General features: G+C 40.9%; 1 protein-coding gene. It reads left to right on the forward strand.

Annotation, left to right across the window (positions count from 1 at the left end; translation table 11 throughout):
* The coding region (locus ACT3QR_RS13910; protein ID WP_444521875.1) for a PepSY domain-containing protein at positions 1-423 on the forward strand (423 nt) is incomplete at both ends.

The following is a 423-nucleotide window of genomic DNA, read 5'->3' on the forward strand; positions in this document are numbered from 1 at the left end:
CAGTCTAGAGCAGGCGCTGGCCCTTGCTAATAAAGCGGTAAAAGGCGATATCATCAGTGCAGACTTTGATCAAGAAGATCGTAACGAAAATAGCCATTACGATATCAAAATCGTTACCAACAATAATGAACAAGAAGTCAGCGTGAATGTCAATACAGGCAAGGTCACGAAAGAAGATACAGAGCGTTTAGACAAAGAAGACTTGGCAGAATATAAGGCCATGAAACAAGCAAAAGTGAGTTTGTCTCAAGCTATAAAAAAAGCAAACCAAACGCTGAAAGGGAGAGTGCTTGAAGTAGAGTTCGACATGGATTTTGGCAAGCCTGTCTACAAAGTTGAAATTGGTAAAGGCAATCAAATTCATAAAGTCGTTGTCGATAGCATGACTGGTAAGATTACTCGCAGTCAGGTAAGCGACGTTGA

It is taken from the genome of Psychrobacter sp. AOP7-B1-25 (genome assembly GCF_052376195.1).
GTDB lineage: Bacteria > Pseudomonadota > Gammaproteobacteria > Pseudomonadales > Moraxellaceae > Psychrobacter.